Here is an 18,818-nt window from a genome sequence, read left to right as displayed (position 1 = left end):
AACCGTACGAGTGAGTACCGTCAACTATGAATGTAACATTATTAATTTCTACTTACAATTGGCCTGAAGCGTTGGATCTGGTATTGCGTAGCGTGGTCCGTCAAAGCCGTCAGCCCTACGAAGTGGTTATCGCTGACGATGGTTCGGACGAGCGCACGGCGGAGCTTATCGGTAATTATGCCGGCAGATTGCCAATCAAGCATGTATGGCATGAGGATCGGGGCTTCCGTAAGAGCATTATCTTGAACAAGGCGGTACGGGAAGTTTCTTCGTCCTATGTTATCGAAATCGACGGAGATATCATTCTTCATCGGCATTTCATCAACGATCACTTGAAGGCCGCAGCGCGCGGGTTTTTCGTACAGGGCAGCCGTGCAATGATTGGTGAACGCAAATCAAAACAAATACTGGAGAGTAAGCAACTAGATTTTTATGCATTAAGCCCGGGTATGCATACGCGCTTTAACGCTATCCGATTTCCGCTGCTGTCAGGACTTTTTAAAACCAATCCGCAGAGTTCGCACAACGTCAAGGGATGCAACTTAGCCTTTTGGGTAGACGATTATAAAAAGATAAATGGGTATTACAACGGCTTTGAAGGATGGGGGTGGGAAGACTATGAATTTGCAGAACGGCTCATCAATGCCGGAGTCAAAAAGAAGCGGCTGAAATGGGCGGCAGTGGGCTATCACATCTTTCATCCGCTCAGTTCCCGGGGAAGTTTCGAGCCGAATGAGTTGATTTACCGGGAAACAGTAAAGGAAAAGCTGGCTTACCGGGAACCGGGATTTATCCAATGACATGCGTGATTTCAATGGAAAATAGAGGTTTAGTATCCGTCATTATTCCCAATTATAACCATGGAAAATACTTAGAACAGCGGATCGAAAGTGTGCTGAATCAAACCTATCCGCATTTCGAATTGATTATTCTGGACGATTGTTCGTCCGACGATAGCATGTCCATTATCGAGCGCTATCGGGAACACCCCAAGCTAAACTGTATTGTCCGCAATGAAACCAATGTCGGAAGCCCCTTTAAACAATGGGTAAAAGGCATTGGATTAGCAAAAGGAGAGTTTGTCTGGATCGCAGAGAGCGACGATTGGTGTGAAGAGACCATGCTCAACTATTTGGTGGAAGGGATTCAGCAAGACAATGAATGCGCCATTAGTTATTGTCAGTCGTATTGCGTGATTGGAAATCAAATCAAGTGGCAATCCAGTCATCCAATGCTTTCCGAACTTGTGGAAAGCTCCCGGTTTATTCAAGAATTTCTATGCCCGAATCCAGCGATCTTTAATGCCAGTATGGCTATTTGGAGGAAGCACAAGTTTGATGATGTTTCACTGGATTTTTTAAACTATCGATTTAGTGGAGACTGGGTATTTTGGATTGAGCTTGCGAAAACGGGCAGCGTATGCGTCGACGGCCGCTTGCTTAATTATTTCAGGAAGCATGAGGCTGACGTAAGTACCGGCGCATACGCCAGTGGATTGAATTTTTTGGAGGGGTTATTCATCCTTAATAACATGTTTGAAAATCAGCTTATCGGAAAAAGGGCTTATGAAAATGCTTATAAGAAAAATTTCAGGGAGTTTCGAAGCGTAGCCGATCAAATCTCCGATCCGGTAAGAAGGCAGATTATGGATCGATTTCAGAATCCGCTTACCTCGCGGCGGCTTTTTTATAAAATATGGTTAAGTGCAGTATGGAGAGCGATGAAAGGACGGAAATGAAAAAACAATCAAGTAATGATTTACAGCGGGGTATTTCAGTTATTCTTTGCACATACAATGGGGCGGATAAGTTGCCGGCGACCATCCGTCATCTTGCCCTACAACAAATGTCTCCAAATATGCCTTGGGAGATTATTTTTGTAGACAACAACTCGTCGGACGGAAGTTTTGAAGTAGCACGTGCAGCGTGGGATTCTTATGGAGCGGCAAAAGTAGAGTTTGTCGCCTTACGCGAAACCAAACCGGCTAAATACTACGCTTTACAAACGGCCCTTGCGCATGCCCGTTTTTCCTACTTCGTGATTTGCGACGACGATAATTGGCTAGCAAATGATTATCTATCACGAGTCTTTTCTATACTTGAATACCACCCCGAAGTGGGAGCGGTTGGCGGTCAGGGAATTCCTGTTTTTCCCGAACATTGGAATTCTCCCTCTTGGTTTGCGTCGTATAGCGAAGGCTATGCGGTAGGGCCTCAGGCAAACCAAACGGGTTATGTAACTAAAAGAGGGTATCTTTGGGGAGCGGGTTTGGGATCAAGGACCACCCTTTATCGGTCATTTTATGAAAAATACCCGTCTTTTCTGTTATTACATGACGACCCAAGTATTATGACTACGGAAGATACTGAATACTGCCTTCGGCTCATCCTTCGTGGTTATGATTTATACTACGACAGTGCGCTAAAATTCCAACATTTTATACCTGAGGATAAATTGACCGAAAACTATATGCACGCGTTGTATAAAAAAAATCACGAAGGGTTTGTAGTAACTGGAAACTATTATCTCGCCGTCAAACTTTTTGATAAGCGCGGGAAAATAAGGCTACTGAATAAGCTCCGATTGAAATTATTGACACCGCTCCGGCTTTGGTTGGCCCGAACCCACAAAAAGCGGATTCGAGAACAAACCATCATGGCTTACCTTTATCCTTCGGTTGCGCGGAAGAATCTGATTGTTCTCCATGTGTTGGCTTTTCTGAAGGATGAAACGATTGCACGATTCCCATGAGCGCTATAGAAAGTAATTTACCTGCGGTTTCCATCGTTGTTCCCTGTTATAACTACGCCCACCATTTAGCTGAAACACTAAATAGTGTAAAGAATCAACACATGGATGATTGGGAATGTATTATTGTCGATGATGGTTCTACGGATAGAACCGCAGAGGTTGCGGCAATGTTTACCGATTCAGATCGTAGGTTCCGGTATTATTATCAAACTAACAGGGGTATATCTGCTGCCAGAAACACGGGGATAAATGAAGCTTCGGGCGATTTTATCCAATTTTTGGATGCGGACGATTTAATTTCTGCCGATAAATTATCTATCCAGAAGGCATTTTTACAGAACCATCCGGAAGTCGACGTTTCCTATACCAATGCTTTTTATTTTTATGGTGATATGCCAAAAAAACGGTATCGTTCTTTCTATTTTGATCTGATGGGCAGGCGACACGTTGGTATGGAAGAATGGATTCCGCAGGTCAATGCGAGCGGAACGACGTTATTAGCTCATTTGGCAATCCAGAATATTGCCCCGATTAACTGCATGTTAACACGTAAAAAGTTAATTGACCGAATCAAAGGATTTGATGAATCTTATTGGTTTATGGAAGATTGGGATTTTTGGCTTCGGTGTGCATTTGAAGGGGCAAGATTCGCTTTTCTTGGCGAACAGGATGCTTATGTCAATATAAGGATGCATGGGGATAGCGTGAGTACTAATACATACAAGATGCTTTTGCAACATGTGCGCCGCATAAAACAGACGGAACGAGAAATTAAGGTGCGTGGCATCAACGGAATTAATTTCAGCGCCCGCGAGTTTCGCGAGCCTTATAAGGCAATTTTGAGGAAACTAATTCATACCGCGGGGTATACCAACCTTTCGAAGCAGAAAAGCATCATCAAAATGATAGGTGGACGCGAATTTTTGAAAGCCTACTTATCCACCCTGAACCGCTATTGCAAAGGTAAACTGCCGCAATATTAATTATTTATATTTTGGCAGTCCGAGAAATTTAAGAAAGCGATAAGGTTTTGAGCGTTGAAGTGCGTCCATCCGTTTTTGCAGGCAAATATATTTTTCGTAAGGCGCTGTTAAAAACTTGAAAGGGCCACGGAGTGCTTTTTCCCGCTCTTCCAATATTTTTTGTTGATTCTCATCTACAGAGCTCAATCCGTCGGTTGTAAAATTGGCAACTATCAGGGGTATATGTTTATAGGAACAAGTATATAGGCTAATTGCTTTTGTGAAAAACACCCAGTCCGCACATATCGGGTACGATTCCTCGTAATAACCAACCGTTTCAAACAGGCTACTTCTAATAAAAGTCGCCGGATGTCCGAGCGAACGATGGTATAAAAATTCAAATGTTACCTCATCGGGATAATGGAAATCTTCGAACTGATTACCATTGTCAAACCGAAGGTCGCCATAGAAAAGGTCGGCATCGGCCGTTTCCAAGTAAGGTATGATTTGTTCGAGCGTGGAGGTTTCAAAAAGGGTATCGCCACTATTCAAGAAGAGTAAGTATTCTCCAGTAGCTTTTTGTATTCCTTTGTTCATGGCGTTATATACGCCCGTATCGGGTTCACTAACCCATTGATCAATATCGGAGGCATTGCTTTCAATAACCGCCACGCTACCGTCCGACGAAGCTCCGTCAATAATAATATACTCAATATCCCGGTAAGTCTGTCCTAAGACTGACCGGATCGTTTCTTCTAGTCCTGCTTTGTTATTAAGGGTTACGGTTATGATGGAACACTTCTTTTGCATGCTTGACATCTTGGAGTATGGTTCAAAAATAGTGGAATTCCACGGCAATCATGATATTTTCTATGGGGATTTTGCCTTTAGTGAAAAGTACCGGACGAAAAAATGGCGGAGATAGCAGGTGTCCCGCTGAGCGTCCGATCTCAATAATTATTTAGGGTTTCTGTGACCCGATATATATCTTCTTCTGTAAGCCCATAGGAGATGGGTAAGCTTAATATGGTATTATGTATTTCTTCAGATAGCGGATAGCGGTCGTGCCTGAAGATCCCATCCATCGCCTTCTGCTTATGCGGGGGTATCGGATAGTGGACCTCAGTTTTGATGCCCTGCTGCAGTAGATACTCCCGCAGGTTATCCCGATTAGGATGTCGGATGGCGAAAATATGAAATACATCGTCGAATCCGGGTTGTAGGAGCGGTAATGTAAAATCCGCCTTCAGTTCGTTGAAATAAATAGCAGCCAACCGCTGTTTGTGTGTGGTGATGGCGTCAAGGTATTTGAGTTTGATAGAAAGGAAGGCTGCTTGAAATTCATCAAGGCGCGAATTGTAACCAATATAATCATTCATGTATTTTTGGGAGGTCCCATAGTTCCGTAGTGCACGTATGGCATTGGCGGCCTCTGCTGAATGGGTAGTCACAGCACCGGCATCGCCCAATGCGCCAAGATTTTTGGTGGGATAAAAGCTAAACGCACCAAAATCTCCGAAAGTACCCGCCTGTTTGCCTTGATAGGAGGCTCCATGTGCTTGAGCGCAGTCTTCCACAATCCGTAAATTGTGGCGACGTGCAATTTCCGAAATGGGTGCCATGTCACACATTTTTCCGTAGAGGTGCACGACTAGAATGGCCTTTGTCTTTGGTGAAATCGCTTCCTCGATTTTTAACGGGTCGATGTTGTAGGTACGGATATCCGGCTCAACCAACACCGGTGTTAATCCGGCGTGCAGCACGGCCAGTATGGAGGCGATGTATGTATTGGAAGGAACGATTACTTCATCCCCCTTATCAAAATCAAAATATTTGAATGCGAGTATCATCGCATCCAATCCAGATGCTACCCCGATGCAATGGTCAGCACCGCAATAGTTACCAAACGCTGATTCAAAATCATTTACCTTGTTGCCCAGAATGTACCAACCACTTTGTAATGTGTTTTGGAACGTCTCGGTGTATTCCTGAAAAAAGGGTTCGTTGACCTTTCGTAAATCTTCGTAGGCAATCATATCTCGTAAGGTTCGTAAATGTAATCCGCGGGGTCAAAATAAGCCGATGCCAACACCATAAGGATGGCGTCCGGTGTAAAATTATACATCTGGTGCCAATCTTGTGTTTCCAAGATCAGGCATTTGTGTGGAGCGTCTAAAATAAATGTATCTTCATGGGTGCCGTTATGGTTGTAGATAGTACAGCTTCCCTTCAGGCAGATCGCCGCTTGGACAGTGGTGTGATGCCGGTGTCCTCCGCGTACGGAATTGTCGACACCATAAATATAAAAAATCCGCTTAATATCAAAGGGGACAATTTTTTCGATAACCGTAAGGTTGCCACGCAGGTCGGTGAATGTTGTCAGATCAATTGGATAAGCCATTAACGTGAGAAATAAGATCGGTGGTAAAATTCGCGAAAATGTCCACTAATATAAAGTTTATACATCCGCCGGATCGATTTTCGAATACGTGGGATTTCAACCGTTTCGTGGAATTGCTGAGACATCCTTTTTTCTTTGAGCTCTCTTTCCACAGATGTTAGCGCTTTGACATAGGGACTGTAGATATGTTTCAAGTCATTTTTAGAAAGTTGGTAGTTGGGAGCTGGGATGAAGGCATCCGCTTCTGCATAGCGGAAACCATGATAATGGTAGAAAATTACCGGAAAATCCTTGCCGCTAGCCAGTTCTTTTCCCATAAGGGAACCATTCCGATATGAGAAATCATATTGCTGAATATTCCAAGGGCCTACCCCACCTCCGATGTGCTGCAGTTCGTGTACGCCTGAAAAGCGGTTGGGCCAATCATCCAGATATTTCTGGTCACCGAATTTGCCGTCCTCGATGCGATTATAACACCATGCTAGGCAGGCCTCTCGCCACCAGTTAAGGGCGCTCATACCGTCTTCTGTATTTTTGAAACAGATGAATTGCACACAGTAGGTGCCACTCGTTGCCGATTGGTCGTATGCGGGTGAATAACGATGTGACGTGATCAGAACGGAGCGGTCTTCCATTTCTTCAATGAGTACGGAGGGATCGGCGAAGAAAAGTAAGTCGGCATCGATGTAAGTACAGGCGTCGAGGCCATAGGTTTGAATACAATATCGGATCGTGGATGAGGTGCATGTCCAGCAATATTCTCCAGCTGTTCGGGTAGGTTTCACTGTCAACAATTGCTCGTCTTCAAAGTCCGCAAGTGAAATCACCGTAGCATGCGGTAATTGCATTGTATTAAGTGTTTGATGGGCTAAATCATCAAACGCGAAAACATAAAGGTGAAAGCTAGTGCAATGTTGTTTAAGAGACTGGTACATGGCCAAACCTCTGGTTAAGTATTGTGAATTGAATAAGGTACAAAAATGGATCATAATGCGTTTTTCTGCAAGAGAAACCCTTTATCATATCCGGCCAACTGACCATCAATGTATAAGTCTGCTTCGCTGGCGACGTAGGAGGTGAAGTCTGCCACTAATGTATAATGACTGAAATGTTCCATAAATTGCATTTCGTTGAAAAACCACGAAGGGTACGATGCATCATATATTTCCGGAGGGACCCGTTGGATCGTAAGACGGTCATGACCGTTACTGATGAAAGCTGTGCGGTCAAAAAGCAAGTATTCGACTTCATATTTAACCAATTCGGAAAGAAAGTCGTGAGGCTTCGCCAGATATTGCACAACGCTGGAAAGTAAGATCACATCCGGTTGTTCGATGGCCATACTTTCGACGATGGTATGGTAGAATTTTAGCTGCTCATTTTCAAAATCCTGTCGCCCCGCCTCTATATACATAGGTTGCTCTACCACATGCCAGCGCAATGTGTTAAGTGGGCTTAGGAAATCTTTCAGTTGAAAGTAAGTGCTGCCCAGCGAACCTCCGAAATCGATAACACGAAGGGTGTTCTCACGTTTCGCAGCGATGTGAAGCAGGCATGCGATGATTGGAAACGGATATTCTTTTTTATCGAATAATACGGAGTCCCGTTCGTAAATGGCTTCTCTATCCCGTATTTTCAGTAACGCGTTTCTCGTTTTTTTCAGGATGTTTGCTTGATGATAGCCACCTGTTTCGCAGCTTGCGTCTTCCCAGGAGGAATAGTCCCCAAACCAACCGTATAAAGGTAGTGGAGGAGTTATATTTTTCTTCTTTTTTGAGAATACTTTCATCGGTTAAAAAGTTTATGGAGCCAGTTTTTTTTCTTGGCGACGGCAGGCTGCGGTTGTTGCAATGAACGCAAAAAATCAGCGATAACGGAGAACGCCTCAAAATTGTGTGTTACCTCTGTTTCCACGTCAATGTAACCCTGAAATACTTCTGTATCATACGTGGATACGGCTGCGCTATGGGTGCCGCTGGCATCGTTTCCGATATTATGCACGAGCGATTTTCCGGGATATAGGGTAATCATGTTATTCAGGAAGGCTGATGCATACCAACGGATGGCCCAAGAGTCGTTCTTTCCCGCAATTTGATCTTTAAGCATCGGGGTGTACGGATAAGCACCGTTGAAATCAAATTCATAAGTGAGATTGCTTTTTTGCAGCTTGTTCAGCAGGAGAGGTCCATTTGGTTCAAAACATTTCCATGCACGTTTCCAAGTGGCCCAACCCCAGCAATCCGCTCCTTTAATGAAAAATGCCTCGGGAAGTTGCTGCTTCACAGGATATACGTAACCATGTATACTGGCTACTTCATGGCACCCGGCGTAGCGCGTCAAGCCATCGTTCATATAAGTTAAGAACCATGGTGACGTTATCAGGTCGTCCTCCACAACGATTGCAGCATCATGCTTATGTAAGGTTTTAGTTACACCGGCAATGATATTTCGCGCCAGACCGAAGTTTTCTGGCCGTTCGATAACCGTAAGCCGCTTGAATCCATTGATTTGTTTCAGATAATTACGCAACTCCGTGACTAACGGTTCATCCGCTGTTGACTTTGGCCCATCGGCATATACAATTAACTCACTTTCTGCCGCGAGATGGTTACGTTGCAAATAGGTGACCGTTTCTCGAGTATGCCAGGGTCTATTGTAGGTAAATAATATGATTGGAGCGGCCAATTTGTTTACAGTTTGCGTAAAAAAGCTGTTGTTTTGCAAAAGTGATAAAGATAAGGAACCGGACCGAAAAAATCCAATCGCGTCCATCCTTGTCGCCGAAGTAGTGGCCAGGCTTCGGCAAGATAATAGTCCCGTTCTGTATTATCCAGTAATAATAAGCCACCTGGTTTCACCTTTAATCTGGCAATGCCAACACACGATGGACGTGCGCGCCCGTCTACAACGACTATATCGAAGTAAGCATCGGGGAATTCAAGAATTTTATTGACATACCGCTTAAAATGTTTGCCATGGTGAAGCGGATCGTCGGAGATGCAGTCTGTTAATGATGTGATTCGCTTTCGTCCGAAGCCAGAATCCGGCTCGGCGGAAATATGGTGTACTTCGGCGTTGGTGATCCCTAATTGCTGTAACTTATTGGCGAGTTTGATTACCCACTGCTCATCGTGTTCGACGGTTATGACCGCTTTTACCCTGGAAGCCCAGAAGAGTGTCGACCCGCCGCCGCCGTATTCAAACACTCGCATATCAGGCCGGTGATACCTTTCGAGAAAATCAATTGCTGGAAAATTGATCCAAGGAATTTGATTGTTCAACACATCAGGATTCTTAAGGCTTTTTTTCCATCGCCGGTAGTACCTGAAGAAACGCAACTGACGAAATAAGGAAGTTCCTATTTCTGCCCGAAGCATGGCTCGGTAGTCTTGGAGCCGCACCGCGATAATGCTCATATTCTGTTAACGAACTTAGGACCTGAAATGTTACAGGCATTCTAAGTTTTTCGTCGAAATCAAAGCGAATATCCCATTAAGTCTGAACTCGCTGAAATAAGCAGGGTCAAGGTGTTACAACAACCCCCGAAGGCAACCAGTTTTGGTTGAAATCGTTTACGAAGATTTTATGACGTCTTCCGTGACCTGCATCGAATTTTGAAATTAAATCTCAACCTCTTACCTTTACTATCGCCAGTACGACCCGAAGCACAAAATCATGAAGGATCTAATCGACGTGGAATTACACAAATAAGAGAAATTTAAAATGAAAGAGCCAAGGTATCCAGAAAACATACAGTTTAAGCTTGAAATTATAAGGGCCCGACGAACTATCAAAGAAGTTGCAGAGAAAATTGGTGTAAGCCGGGAGATACTGACCAATATGGTGAATGGACATTACAAAGGAGGTGAAATCAAAAAAAAGCTAAAAATTGAACTGAATATTGCCAATCTGTAGGCATGATTATTGCAACCCTCACCTTATGGCTAGGGATTTGTTTATCATTAGACATGCAAAGTCAGATTGGAGTTTCGATGTCAGTGACTTCGATCGGCCGCTTAATACGCGTGGGTTTGCCAATGCGCCAAAAATAGCAGCACGATTGAACGAATATTCCATTAAGCCTGAGCTTTTGGTGAGTAGCCCAGCGAAACGAGCGCTAACCACCGCACAATTATTCGCTAGCCAGCTGAAAATACCCATCGGTGCAATCCAAACAGATGATCGTATTTATGAGGCGCTGCCAACCACCTTATTAAAGATCGTCAATGAGTTTGATAACGCATATCACAGCATTGCGCTCATCGGGCATAATCCTGGACTTACGCTGTTAGCTAATTACCTAACCGATGAACAAATTTATAACCTTCCCACATGTGGATTAGTACATATCCGGTTTCACGATGCCGAGAATTGGGCCGCTGTAAGCGGCGGCTTGGGAAGCCAGCTATGGTTTACCTTTCCAAAGGAGGAAACTTAGCGTATCAAACTTGAAGGAACTGTTGGCTTTTTATATAAAAATCTTACCTTTATCTCTACATGCCCAATAAGCTTCAAAACGAAACATCTCCCTATCTGTTGCAACATCAGTATAACCCGGTCGAGTGGTATCCGTGGGGAGAGGAAGCTTTGGCCAAAGCACGGTCAGAAAATAAACTCATCATTGTAAGCATCGGATACTCGGCATGCCATTGGTGCCATGTAATGGAGCGGGAGAGCTTCGAGAATAACGACATCGCTGCGGTGATGAACCAACATTTCGTTTCGATCAAGGTAGACCGCGAAGAGCGTCCGGATATCGACCAGCTGTACATGATAGCAGTACAGCTGATGACGAACCAAGGAGGCTGGCCGCTCAACTGCATTTGCTTGCCTGACAGTCGCCCGATTTATGGAGGGACCTATTTCAGACCTGCCGACTGGGAAAATGTACTCCAACAATTGGCTAAAATGTGGCGGGAGACCCCCGACGTAGCTGCTGATTATGCGCAACGGCTCACCAATGGAATACAACAGAGCGAACAACTGCCGGTGAACCGGATTCCCGAGGCGTATACTGCGGGAGATTTGGAGGCAATCGTCTCCCCCTGGAAGCACCTTTTCGACAAACGGGAAGGCGGACATACACGCGTGCCCAAGTTTCCAATGCCCAATAATTGGTTGTTTCTGTTGCGTTACGGCATATTAGCCGACGATCCAGAGATCGTGGAGCATGTGCATTTTACGTTGCGGAAAATAGCTTCCGGAGGTATTTATGACCATGTAGGGGGTGGATTTGCCCGCTATTCGGTGGATGGTCGGTGGCATATTCCTCATTTCGAAAAAATGCTGTATGACAACGCGCAATTGGTTAGCCTGTATGCCGAGGCCTGGCAGCAACGTCCCACCGATCAATATAAACGGGTGGTGATGGAAACGTTGGAATGGGTACAGCGTGAAATGACCAGTCCTGAAGGAGGCTTTTACTGTGCGCTTGATGCCGATAGCGAAGGCATTGAGGGAAAATTTTATACCTTCCAGCAGGCGGAAATCGAACGCATATTGGGTGAAGATGCTGAATTGTTCATTCGTTACTTCGGCGTCACGCAAGCTGGAAATTGGGAAGAGGAACATGCCAATGTGTTGAAAATCGATATCGATGCAGACAAAATGGCACAAGAGGCGGGTTTCTCTGCTGAAGAATGGAATGCCTACCTTGCTCAGGGCAAACAAAAGCTGCTGGATTATCGGAACAAACGGGTGAAACCCGGGTTGGATAACAAACAGCTGGCTTCCTGGAATTCGTTGATGATCAAGGCGTTTTTGGATGCATATCGGGTATTTGATGTGCCTGAATATTTGCGCCGTGCACTGGATAGCGCCGCATTCATACGTGCCTATCTATCTGCCAAAGACGGAGGGATACTGCATCAACCGGCCGCAAACGGAAAAACGATTCCCGGGTTCCTGGATGATTACGCTTTTTGCATTGAAGCCTTTCAGGCAATTTATGAAGCTACCTTCGACGAAACCTGGGCTTATGAGGCAAAAAGGCTAATGGAGTACGTGTTGACACACTTTTACGACCCGCAAGCGGCTGCATTTTACTATACGTCTTCCCTTGCCGAAGCGCTTATCGCTCGCAAACAGGAGGTGATGGACAACGTCATCCCTTCCTCCACATCGGGCATCGTGCGGGCACTCAACCGGTTGGGACTGATTTTTGATGAACAACGATATTTGGATATTGCCTCGCAGGCATTGGCAAATGTAGTTCCGCAGATGGCCGCATATGGCGCTGCGTATTCCAATTGGGCAATCCAGTTACTAGAAGAGGTATTTGGTTGCTATCAAGTAGTGATGACGGGCCCTGATTGGCATGCATTCCGAATAGCTTTGGATGCAAAATACATTCCCAATAAATTGATATTGGGAGGAACAAAAGGAGACCTTCCCTTGTTAGCAGGAAGGGTAGGAAACACAACGCGGGCATATGTGTGCCGCGATAAAACGTGTAGCCTGCCTGTGGAGAACAGCGAAGCATTATTGCAATTAATTACACAATGATAACTGGGGCATAGGATGTCCCCTAATTTAGAACAAAATGACTATTGTACCCAACAGCGTCGTCACGCTGACTTACAAACTCCACACCGTTGAAAATGGCGAAAAAACATTTGTTGAAGAAGCCGGCCGGGACAATCCCTTGGATTTTCTGTTTGGTGTGGGCATGATGCTGCCAAAATTTGAAGAAAATATTGCCGGGCTTGGTGCCGGAGACACGACGGATTTTGAACTTGAAGCCGCGGACGCCTATGGAGAGGTTAATGAACAAGCCATAGCAACGCTTCCGGTCGATATGTTTAAGGAAAGTGGTATTCCTGCTGTCGGTCAAATTCTGCCGCTGCAGGATAATCAGGGAAATCAATTCCGTGGCAAGGTAACTGAAGTGAGTCCCGAAGTAGTGGTGGTCGACCTGAATCACCCGATGGCCGGTCAAAATCTCCATTTCGCTATCGAAGTATTATCGGTGCGCGAAGCAACGGAGGATGAATTGGCACATGGACATTCACACGGCCCCGATGGTTCACATCATCATTGATAACTTACATTTTGATGGCTCGGAGCATCTCTCTTTTACCGGGTGCTCCGGGCACTTTTTCAACCGTAAATCCCAGCGCCTTTAGCGTTCGTTTGAGGTGCCCGGTGATGGCGTAGGTTACGAATATTCCCCCGGGTTTTAGAAAAGCAGTGACATGCTGCAATGTTTCTTCTGTCCACATCTCCGGTTGCCGGGTCGACGCAAATGCGTCGAAATACAAAACATCAAACTGTTTGCCTATCGTAAAATGCAGGATTTCGCAGTGGACAGCGGTTAATAGGCAATCTGCGTTCAGCGCTTGGAGCGTATGCCAACTGCCCGAATATTGTCTGAGAAAAGATGCCCATAGCGAAGCGGAAACATAGCGATCATATCCGGTTTGGGCAACCAACTGGCTGGGTAGTGGGTGGGCCTCTACACCCACGTAATCCAGCTGAACGCCTTTTTGCATACAGAAGTCTGCACTCAATAAAAAATTGAGCCCGGTGCCCAATCCGATTTCCAAAATGGACACGACCTCCGGCTCATGGATATTCAAAAAGTGAGATAACCCCATACCGACAAAAACATGTTTGCTTTCCTGTACCGCACCATGCTGGGAGTGATAGTGCTCACCGATTCCGGAATGGTATAATGTTTTTGAACCGTCGGCGGTTACCACAAATGAATTAGTATCCATATTTACCCTTCCAGTTTTGCCTCAATTTTTCGCGTAACTTTTCTTCCGCCGGATTCTTTCCTGGGTCGTATAACTTAACGCCGCTCAAGCTGTCTGGCATAAATTCCTGTTCTACAAAATTGCCCTCATACGCATGGGCATATTGGTAATCTTTGCCATAATTCAGTTGTTTCATCAGTTTGGTTGGGGCATTGCGGATATGCAAGGGAACGGATAAATCACCTGTTTGTTTAACCAGCGCTTGGGCTTTATTGATTGCGTCGTACGAAGCATTGCTCTTTGCCGATGAAGCTAAGTAGGTAACGGTTTGCGAAAGAATGATGCGCGACTCCGGCCAGCCGATCACGTTTACCGCTTGAAAACAATTGTTGGCCAGTAGCAACGCATTCGGATTGGCATTGCCAATGTCTTCCGAAGCAAGGATAAGTAACCGGCGGGCGATAAAGAGCGGGTCTTCTCCACCTTCAATCATCCGTGCCAGCCAGTATACTGCTGCATTCGGATCACTGCCGCGGATGGATTTGATGAAAGCGGATATGATATCGTAATGCTGCTCACCTGTCTTATCGTAAATGGCCATGTTTTGCTGTACCTGCTTGAGTACAAAGTCGTTGGTGATTTCCAATGACTTCCCCCCGGCAGCATTCACAACCAATTCAAGCACGTTGAGCAGTTTGCGGGCATCGCCACCTGAAAGCCGTAGCAATGCCCCGTATTCCTTTACGGTGACTGCCAACTTGCTGAGATATTCATCTTCTGCCAGCGCTTTGTCGATAATGCCGATCAGTTCTTCCTCGGTCAAGTGTTCCAATACGTATACTTGACAGCGGGAGAGTAAAGCCGATATGACTTCAAAAGAAGGGTTTTCAGTGGTTGCTCCGATGAGCGTAACCAACCCCCTTTCTACGGCTCCTAAAAGGGAATCCTGTTGCGATTTCGAAAAGCGGTGTATCTCGTCAATGAATAGAATGGGTTGCTCCTGTTGGAAGTTCCGAAGTTGTTCGGCTTTATCGATCACCTCGCGCACATCCTTTACGCCCGAATTGATTGCGCTGAGGCTAAAAAATGATCGTTCCAGCTGTTTAGAAATAATGAAGGCCAAGGTGGTTTTGCCGACACCCGGCGGCCCCCAAAGAATCATGGAGGGAATGTTGTTTTGCTGGATGGCATTCCGTAATACAGCTCCTTCACCGATGATGTGCTGTTGTCCTACGTAGTCCTCAATTGTCGTGGGGCGCATACGCTCAGCCAGGGGAATCCGTGTTGCCATGTTTTTTAGCAAAGTTAAAAAAATCGCTGCGAGTATACAAATCAATGGGGTGTATTTATTCTCAAAATACCCCCGCAAACTTGTGGATACACCTTCCCCAACAAGACGAAATCCAACTTGCGAGCAGCAAACGGAAACGTAACAGGATTGTGAGGTGTAAGGAAAATTAACCAAGAATTCCTATCTTAGTGCGCAGATTGGAATTGTATATGAAATTAAAACAAGGGCTGTTTATACATATTGTATGCTTTTGTTTCTTTTTCTGCAGCATTTTGAACGGTGGTTTTGCCCAGCAACACGTCGATTTCTCCGGCGTGGTATCCAAATATGACAGCACATTTACAGGGATAGGTCCCTCTGTTTATTTCCTCCCGCCGCCGAAAACGGAGGAGGAGCTGCTGGACGACCGTTATGCGGAAAAGGAGATCGATTCGGCAGTAGTGGAAGAATATGTAAACCGGATGAAGTATTACCATCGGTTGGATATGACCGGCAACGGCCAGGTGTTGGCAAAATATATGCCCATCGCCGAAGCCCAGACTTCTAGTGTCGAAGGGAAGCTGTTAATGGAGATGGACGGTACAGGGGTATCGGAGCAGGCAGGGAAACAGGCGGATGTAGAAAATCGACTGGCAATGGAGTATGTTGCGTTGGGAGCATGCGATTTTGCGGTTGAGTTTTTCGAAAAAGCGATGCAGGCAAAACGGGCGTTGGGCGATCAATCTGATTGGGAAACCATTGCCCATAACCTTGCGGTTACTTATGAGTATCTAGGGCAATTAGACAAAGCACATGCCCTGCGCCAGCAATTATACGACCGCGCGGTAAAAAACGGAAGCAATACCCGGCAGGCGGAGGCATTGATGGAATTGGCACTTGTTAAGGCCAAAATGGGTTTTTCACTCGAAGCCGAACGGGATATTATCCGGAAAGTAGTGCCGTTGTTCCGTAGAGCAAAAAATGAAGCCGGCCGCGCTTCTGCCTATCGTACGTTGGCAGATGTCTATACCCTTCAACAAAAATATCCCGAAGCCCAATGGTTTTTGGTGCAAGCAAAGACGATTGTAGACAAGGAAGGCATCAAAGACCAACTGCCCGAGATCATTTTTAACTTAGCAGAAACAAAAAAACATTCCGGAAATCCACGGGTAGCCATCGAAGAATATAAAGTAGCGAACGATCTGGCAAAAAAAGATCATATTATGGGAATGCAATTAGCAATCCAAGATGCGTTGGGAAGCTTGTATCATCAAGCGGGGGATTACGATGGAGCAGCCTTGGCACTTAATCGATATGACGCGCTTAAAAATATCCTTTTTAAAGGAGAGAAACCCGTAGACAACTGAAGCCGTTCGGAAAACAAAATCAAAGACAACAGTGTACTATAGAATAGCGGTTTTTTATTAAATTTAGCGGCTTAATTAGCGAATGGAAATTGTGGGCTGACCACAATCAAGACAAAGGGATAAAAGAAGTATGGAGAATATGTTGAAGAAAGTATTTTTTGCGCTGTTTGTGGTGGCGATAGCGGCCTGTGGATCTAAACCGAGGGTGAGTCTTGATGCAGAGACCGGAGCCTTAAAGCCAACGGCTCAACATGCCGTGATAGCGAAGGATGTAGTGGGGCTGTTTGAATCAATTAGCTATAAGAAGGTTCCCTTTGGTGATTCCATCTCTTCCCTGATTTTTGACAATTTGATCGAAGCGGTGGACCAAGGTAAGAACTACCTGATGCAGTCGGATATCGACGAATTTGAGCAATATAGGAATACATTGGGGGAAGATTTTCGTAACGGCGACTTAAGTGCGGCCTACCACATGTTTAATGTATACATGAAGCGTTATTTAGATCGGTTAGATTATGCATTGACGCAGGTTGATGCAGCACACGATTTTTCCGTGGATGAACGGTATGTGTATAACCGTGAGAAAGAAAGTTGGTTTGCTTCCGAAACGGAGGCGAATGACCAATGGCGCAAGCGGGTGAAATACGACCTGCTGAATTTACGGCTTAGTGGAAGCACGACCGATTCGGCAACGGCTAAACAGAAGGAAACGCTGACGAACCGGTATAAGAACTTGATTTCGATGGCGAAAAAGACCGACAATAACGAGGCTTTTCAAGTGATTATGACCGCATTGACGGACGCGATTGACCCGCATACGAGCTATTTCAATCCGTATTTTGCACAGCGGTTTAATGAAGATATGGCCAATACGTTTGAAGGGATTGGGGCGAGGCTGTCTATGGAAAACGAAATGGTGAAGGTAGCCGATATTATTGTAGGAGGTCCCGTCTATAAGGCGAAAGCCTTACAAATCGATGACCGCATCATTGGCGTGGCTCAAGGAAAGGACGGTGAATTTGAGGATATTATCGGCTGGAAATTGGATCATGCGGTATCCAAGATTAAAGGACCGAAAGGTACCGTCGTGCGGTTAAAAATTATTCCTGCCGGCGAGGAACCAACGGCAGAGCCGAAAATCGTGTCACTCACCCGAGACCGGGTGGTGATTGAAGACGAGTCGGCTAAGCGTGAAATCAAGGAAGTGATCGGAGACGATGGAAAGACTTACCGGGTCGGCATTATCAGTCTCCCCAAATTTTATATTGATTTTGAGGCATATCGTAAAAATGACCCTAATTACAAGAGCACCACACGTGACGTCCGGCTGTTATTGGATTCGCTGAAACAGGAAAATGTCGATGCGGTGGTGATGGACCTGCGGTTTAACGGAGGAGGATCATTGCAGGAATCCATCGAACTGACAGGTTTGTTTATCGACAAAGGACCGGTGGTACAGGTACGTGATACGCGAAATCAAATCGAGGTAAATAGCGACCGTGAGGAAGGGGTGGCATGGGATGGTCCGTTGGGTGTTATTATTAACCGATTCAGCGCTTCGGCCTCAGAAATTTTTGCGGCGGCTATCCAAGATTATGGCAGGGGCATCGTGTTGGGATCGCAGTCCTACGGAAAAGGCACCGTACAATCGGCCATTGACATGAGCCGCGTAATCAGTCCTACGGATCGCCTTTTGTTGAAGGCACAGGCCGATGGCGATGACGGCCTGCCCGCCGGTGCGCCACAGTTCGGACAGATTAACATTACGCTGGCTAAATTTTACCGGATTACGGGTAGCAGTACGCAACACAGGGGAGTAGAACCGGATCTCACATTTCCGTCGTTATATTCCGCCGAAAAATATGGTGAAAGCTCGGAACCTTCGGCGTTGCCTTGGGATCAGATCAATGCCGCTGATTTTGCACCGGTTGCCGATCTGAAGTCAGTCATCGCTCAGCTTGCCAAAAAGCACCAAGTCCGGATGGACAGTTCGCAGGCATACAAATTTCTGCTGGAAGACATCGATACCATGCAGAAGCAGGAATCTGAAACCAGTGTGACGCTTCAGGAAGATAAGTTGAAGAAAGAGCGTGAAGATAACCGGTTAAAGAATAAAAGCCGCTCTGACGCCCTTCAGCAGATGAAAATAGATCTGCCGCTTGGTGGAGGCACGGCCACTGACGTAGACGAGGGGCTGGATTTCATTCAGGAGGAAAGCCTATCCGTAATGGCAGATTTTGTCGGGTTGATGAAAAAGTAAACGGCAACCTTGACAGTTCAGGACGGTCTTCGCCTGAAAATAAACGATTTTTGCGATTCACCGAGTCGGTTGACGATCAGTCCGGGACCGGCCAGGTGATGACCAAAATT

At 45.7% G+C, this 18,818-nt stretch carries 19 protein-coding genes; 10 read left to right on the top strand and 9 right to left on the bottom strand.

The features are described from left to right. The first annotated feature begins 26 nt into the window (after positions 1-26). Genes BMZ56_RS16700 through BMZ56_RS16685 form a run of 4 tightly spaced genes read left to right on the top strand, consistent with a single transcriptional unit; the run spans position 27 to position 3,734 of the window. Entirely contained in the window at positions 27-800 is a 774-nt protein-coding gene (locus BMZ56_RS16700; RefSeq protein WP_090628634.1) for a glycosyltransferase family 2 protein, read from the top strand. Positions 801-814: 14 nt separating this feature from the next. Continuing rightward, positions 815-1,738 carry a glycosyltransferase family A protein gene (locus BMZ56_RS16695; protein ID WP_177195182.1) on the top strand — a complete coding sequence of 308 codons (924 nt, stop codon included), beginning with the start codon at positions 815-817 and terminating at the stop codon, positions 1,736-1,738. Then, complete coding sequence (locus tag BMZ56_RS16690) at positions 1,735-2,751, top strand: glycosyltransferase family 2 protein (protein ID WP_177195181.1); 1,017 nt, start codon at positions 1,735-1,737, stop codon at positions 2,749-2,751. The genes BMZ56_RS16695 and BMZ56_RS16690 overlap by 4 nt, the downstream gene beginning before the upstream one ends. Next, positions 2,748-3,734, top strand: a complete 987-nt coding sequence (locus BMZ56_RS16685) for a glycosyltransferase family 2 protein (protein WP_090628630.1) — start codon at positions 2,748-2,750, stop codon at positions 3,732-3,734. Before BMZ56_RS16690 ends, BMZ56_RS16685 begins: the two co-directional genes overlap by 4 nt. Here the strand turns inward: BMZ56_RS16685 and BMZ56_RS16680 are convergent, their stop codons facing one another. The 7 genes from BMZ56_RS16680 to BMZ56_RS16650 form a co-directional block, all read right to left on the bottom strand. Continuing rightward, on the bottom strand, positions 3,735-4,523 hold the full coding sequence (locus BMZ56_RS16680) for a glycosyltransferase family 2 protein (protein WP_177195180.1): 789 nt from the start codon (positions 4,521-4,523) through the stop codon (positions 3,735-3,737). It lies immediately after the preceding gene. A gap of 140 nt (positions 4,524-4,663) precedes the next feature. Beyond that, positions 4,664-5,749 carry a DegT/DnrJ/EryC1/StrS family aminotransferase gene (locus BMZ56_RS16675; protein ID WP_090628627.1) on the bottom strand — a complete coding sequence of 362 codons (1,086 nt, stop codon included), beginning with the start codon at positions 5,747-5,749 and terminating at the stop codon, positions 4,664-4,666. Then, on the bottom strand, positions 5,746-6,114 hold the full coding sequence (locus tag BMZ56_RS16670) for a sugar 3,4-ketoisomerase (protein WP_090628625.1): 369 nt from the start codon (positions 6,112-6,114) through the stop codon (positions 5,746-5,748). Before BMZ56_RS16670 ends, BMZ56_RS16675 begins: the two co-directional genes overlap by 4 nt. After that, positions 6,114-6,962, bottom strand: a complete 849-nt coding sequence (locus BMZ56_RS16665) for a glycosyl transferase (protein ID WP_090628624.1) — start codon at positions 6,960-6,962, stop codon at positions 6,114-6,116. Before BMZ56_RS16665 ends, BMZ56_RS16670 begins: the two co-directional genes overlap by 1 nt. Before the next feature lie 137 nt (positions 6,963-7,099). Beyond that, positions 7,100-7,903 carry a methyltransferase, TIGR04325 family gene (locus BMZ56_RS16660; RefSeq protein ID WP_090628622.1) on the bottom strand — a complete coding sequence of 268 codons (804 nt, stop codon included), beginning with the start codon at positions 7,901-7,903 and terminating at the stop codon, positions 7,100-7,102. Further along, entirely contained in the window at positions 7,900-8,733 is an 834-nt protein-coding gene (locus BMZ56_RS16655; RefSeq protein ID WP_245893269.1) for a glycosyltransferase family 2 protein, read from the bottom strand. Before BMZ56_RS16655 ends, BMZ56_RS16660 begins: the two co-directional genes overlap by 4 nt. A 71-nt stretch (positions 8,734-8,804) precedes the next feature. Then, complete coding sequence (locus BMZ56_RS16650) at positions 8,805-9,530, bottom strand: hypothetical protein (RefSeq protein ID WP_090628620.1); 726 nt, start codon at positions 9,528-9,530, stop codon at positions 8,805-8,807. A gap of 307 nt (positions 9,531-9,837) precedes the next feature. Between BMZ56_RS16650 and BMZ56_RS16645 the strand changes: the two genes are divergently transcribed. From BMZ56_RS16645 to BMZ56_RS16630, 4 genes are read left to right on the top strand one after another with little or no spacing between them, the layout of a single operon-like run. After that, positions 9,838-10,029 (top strand): hypothetical protein, encoded by a 192-nt coding sequence (locus tag BMZ56_RS16645; RefSeq protein ID WP_090628618.1) that lies wholly within the window; start codon positions 9,838-9,840, stop codon positions 10,027-10,029. Positions 10,030-10,054: 25 nt separating this feature from the next. Continuing rightward, a complete protein-coding gene (locus BMZ56_RS16640; protein ID WP_090628616.1) occupies positions 10,055-10,552 on the top strand; it encodes a SixA phosphatase family protein in 498 nt (165 codons plus the stop codon). A gap of 59 nt (positions 10,553-10,611) precedes the next feature. Next, positions 10,612-12,618 carry a thioredoxin domain-containing protein gene (locus BMZ56_RS16635; RefSeq protein WP_090628615.1) on the top strand — a complete coding sequence of 669 codons (2,007 nt, stop codon included), beginning with the start codon at positions 10,612-10,614 and terminating at the stop codon, positions 12,616-12,618. Between the two features lie 37 nt (positions 12,619-12,655). Continuing rightward, positions 12,656-13,153, top strand: a complete 498-nt coding sequence (locus BMZ56_RS16630; RefSeq protein WP_090628613.1) for an FKBP-type peptidyl-prolyl cis-trans isomerase — start codon at positions 12,656-12,658, stop codon at positions 13,151-13,153. Positions 13,154-13,157: 4 nt separating this feature from the next. On the opposite strand, the gene mnmC2 is transcribed toward BMZ56_RS16630, so the two are convergent. After that, on the bottom strand, positions 13,158-13,832 hold the full coding sequence (gene mnmC2, locus BMZ56_RS16625; RefSeq protein WP_090628612.1) for a tRNA (5-methylaminomethyl-2-thiouridine)(34)-methyltransferase MnmC2: 675 nt from the start codon (positions 13,830-13,832) through the stop codon (positions 13,158-13,160). Next, the gene (locus BMZ56_RS16620; protein ID WP_090628611.1) at positions 13,822-15,102 is read right to left on the bottom strand and encodes a replication-associated recombination protein A; all 1,281 of its coding nucleotides are present in this window, start codon (positions 15,100-15,102) and stop codon (positions 13,822-13,824) included. Before BMZ56_RS16620 ends, mnmC2 begins: the two co-directional genes overlap by 11 nt. A gap of 209 nt (positions 15,103-15,311) precedes the next feature. On the opposite strand from BMZ56_RS16620, the gene BMZ56_RS16615 reads away from it, so the two are divergent. Together BMZ56_RS16615 and BMZ56_RS16610 are read left to right on the top strand one after the other, a co-directional pair. Next, on the top strand, positions 15,312-16,448 hold the full coding sequence (locus tag BMZ56_RS16615) for a tetratricopeptide repeat protein (protein WP_090628609.1): 1,137 nt from the start codon (positions 15,312-15,314) through the stop codon (positions 16,446-16,448). A 139-nt stretch (positions 16,449-16,587) separates the two neighbouring features. Further along, positions 16,588-18,708 (top strand): carboxy terminal-processing peptidase, encoded by a 2,121-nt coding sequence (locus BMZ56_RS16610; protein WP_090628876.1) that lies wholly within the window; start codon positions 16,588-16,590, stop codon positions 18,706-18,708. Positions 18,709-18,818 lie beyond the last annotated feature (110 nt).

Origin of the sequence: Parapedobacter indicus (assembly GCF_900113765.1) — a bacterium.
GTDB lineage: Bacteria > Bacteroidota > Bacteroidia > Sphingobacteriales > Sphingobacteriaceae > Parapedobacter > Parapedobacter indicus.
The sequence above is the reverse complement of the archived record's forward strand: the minus strand, read 5'-3'. Positions and strand labels throughout refer to the sequence as shown.